This window comes from Lactobacillus sp. ESL0230 (genome assembly GCF_003692805.1).
Classification (GTDB): domain Bacteria; phylum Bacillota; class Bacilli; order Lactobacillales; family Lactobacillaceae; genus Lactobacillus; species Lactobacillus bombicola.
In genome coordinates this window covers 1-3,213 of record NZ_REHI01000009.1, presented here as the reverse complement: position 1 = coordinate 3,213, position 3,213 = coordinate 1, and the positions used below count along the sequence as shown (strand labels likewise).

Genomic DNA, 3,213 nt, shown 5'->3' with positions numbered 1-3,213 from the left:
GAGTTAGTACATTGAAAACTGAATATAATCCAAGAAAAAACCGAGAAACAATCAAAAGAGAACAGATTGCAAGAGCGACCGAGAGAGTATCTTGAGTAAGGTCAAGTAAAAAAGGGCGCACGGTGAATGCCTAGGCACAATAAGGCGAAGAAGGACGTGACGAACCACGAAAGGCTTCGGGGAGCTGTAAGTAAGCAGAGATCCGGAGATATCCGAATGGGGGAACCCAATGTAGAGATACATTACTAGTTATTGAATAAATAGGTAACTAGGGCAAGACGCAGTGAACTGAAACATCTAAGTAGCTGCAGGAAGAGAAAGAAAGATCGATTTCCCAAGTAGCGGCGAGCGAAACGGAAAGAGCCCAAACCAAGCAATTTATTGTTTGGGGTTGTAGGACTGCAAGAAGGTAAGTACAGGCGATAGCAGAATTATCTGGGAAGGTAAGCCAGAGAGGGTGAGAGCCCCGTAAGCGAAATCAAGAGTACGCCGAGCAGAATCCTGAGTAGGTCGGAACACGAGGAATTCCGATTGAAGCAGCGAGGACCATCTCGCAAGGCTAAATACTAGATTGTGACCGATAGTGAACCAGTACCGTGAGGGAAAGGTGAAAAGAACCCCGGAAGGGGAGTGAAAGAGAACCTGAAACCGTGTGCTTACAAGTAGTCAGAGCCCATTAAAGGGTGATGGCGTGCCTTTTGTAGAATGAACCGGCGAGTTACGTTAAATAGCGAGGTTAAGTCATAAAAGGACGGAGCCGTAGCGAAAGCGAGTCTGAAGAGGGCGAGAGAGTTATTTGATGTAGACCCGAAACCAAGTGACCTACCCATGACCAGGTTGAAGGTGTGGTAAAACACACTGGAGGACCGAACCCACGTAAGTTAAAAATTGCGGGGATGAGTTGTGGGTAGCGGTGAAATTCCAAACGAACTTGGAGATAGCTGGTTCTCTCCGAAATAGCTTTAGGGCTAGCCTGGTGCGAGGATGATAATGGAGGTAGAGCTCTGTTTGGATGAGGGGCCCGTCAGGGGTTACTGAATTCAGATAAACTGCGAATTCCATGTATCAAAGCACTGGAGTCAGACTGCGAGTGATAAGATCCGTAGTCGAAAGGGAAACAGCCCAGATCACCAGTTAAGGTCCCAAAATCTATGCTAAGTGGAAAAGGATGTGGAGTTGCGTAGACAACTAGGATGTTGGCTCAGAAGCAGCCATCATTAAAAGAGTGCGTAATAGCTCACTAGTCGAGTGACGCTGCGCCGAAAATTTACCGGGGCTAAGCATAGTACCGAAACTGTGGATGCATTAGCAATAATGCGTGGTAGGAGAGCGTTCTAAATGCGGTGAAGCTTAATCGAGAGGATAAGTGGAGCGTTTAGAAGTGAGAATGCCGGTATGAGTAGCGAAAGATAGGTGAGAATCCTATCCGCCGAAAGACTAAGGTTTCCTGGGGCAGGCTCGTCCGCCCAGGGTAAGTCGGGACCTAAGGCGAGGCCGAAAGGCGTAGTCGATGGACAACAGGTAGAAATTCCTGTACTGCGTTAGATCGTTAATAGCGAAGGAGGGACGCAGGAGGCAAAGGACGCATGGAGCTGGAAAGCCATGTTTAAGCGACAAGTGTAATGGTGAGTCAAATGCTTACTGTTAAGAAGCACAAGTCGTGATGAGGAGCGAAATAAAAGTAGCGAAGGTTCAAGAGTCACACTGCCAAGAAAAGCTTCTAGTGAGAGCTAACGTACCCGTACCGCAAACCGACACAGGTAGTCGAGTGGAGAACACTAAGGTGAGCGAGAGAACTCTCGTTAAGGAACTCGGCAAAATAGCCCCGTAACTTCGGGAGAAGGGGTGCTGGTGTAAAAGCCAGCCGCAGTGAATAGGCCCAAACAACTGTTTATCAAAAACACAGGTCTCTGCAAAGTCGTAAGACGACGTATAGGGGCTGACACCTGCCCGGTGCTGGAAGGTTAAGGAGAGCTGTTAGCGTCAGCGAAGCAGCGAACTGAAGCCCCAGTAAACGGCGGCCGTAACTATAACGGTCCTAAGGTAGCGAAATTCCTTGTCGGGTAAGTTCCGACCTGCACGAAAGGTGTAATGATTTGGGCACTGTCTCAACGAGAGACTCGGTGAAATTATAATACCCGTGAAGATGCGGGTTACCCGCGACAGGACGGAAAGACCCCATGGAGCTTCACTGCAATTTGATATTGGGCAACTGTTAAGCATGTACAGGATAGGTAGGAGCCGGAGAAGATAGTACGCTAGTATTATCAGAGGCAATGTTGGGATACTACCCTTGTTTGATGGTTGCTCTAACCAGCGCCTCTAAGCGAGGCATGGGACAGTGTCAGATGGGCAGTTTGACTGGGGCGGTCGCCTCCTAAAGAGTAACGGAGGCGCCCAAAGGTTCCCTCAGAATGGTTGGAAATCATTCACAGAGTGTAAAGGTATAAGGGAGCTTGACTGCGAGAGCGACAACTCGAGCAGGGACGAAAGTCGGGCTTAGTGATCTGGTGGTACCGCATGGAAGGGCCATCACTCAACGGATAAAAGCTACCCTGGGGATAACAGGCTTATCTCCCCCAAGAGTTCACATCGACGGGGAGGTTTGGCACCTCGATGTCGGCTCGTCGCATCCTGGGGCTGAAGTAGGTCCCAAGGGTTGGGCTGTTCGCCCATTAAAGCGGCACGCGAGCTGGGTTCAGAACGTCGTGAGACAGTTCGGTCCCTATCCGTCGTGGGCGTAGGAAATTTGAGAGGAGCTGTCCTTAGTACGAGAGGACCGGGATGGACATACCGCTGGTGTACCAGTTGTCTTGCCAAAGGCATAGCTGGGTAGCTAAGTATGGCAGGGATAAGCGCTGAAAGCATCTAAGTGCGAAGCCCCCCTCAAGATGAGATTTCCCATACGAAAGTAGTAAGACACCTCAGAGACGATGAGGTAGATAGGCTAGGAGTGGAAGAGCCGTGAGGTTTGGAGCGGACTAGTACTAATCAGTCGAGGACTTGACCAAAAGCGAAGGCAGTCAAAGGAGAGAGCGGAACGGTTTTTTCGAAGGATAATATTTAGTTTTGAGTGTAAAAGCTCAAAAAGAAGTACGGTGGCAAGAGCAAGAAGGAAACACCTGTAACCATGCCGAACACAGAAGTTAAGCTTCTTAACGCCGAGAGTAGTTGGTGGGAGACTGCCTGCGAGGGTAGGACGTTGCCGTGCTT

2 rRNA genes are annotated in these 3,213 nt (G+C 49.4%); both read left to right on the top strand.

The annotated features are described in order from the left end of the window. Window positions 1-99 precede the first annotated feature (99 nt). Window positions 100-3,011, top strand: a 23S ribosomal RNA gene (locus F5ESL0230_RS08335). Window positions 3,012-3,094: 83 nt separating this feature from the next. Continuing rightward, window positions 3,095-3,211: ribosomal RNA gene (gene rrf / locus F5ESL0230_RS08330) — 5S ribosomal RNA — on the top strand. Window positions 3,212-3,213: the final 2 nt, after the last annotated feature.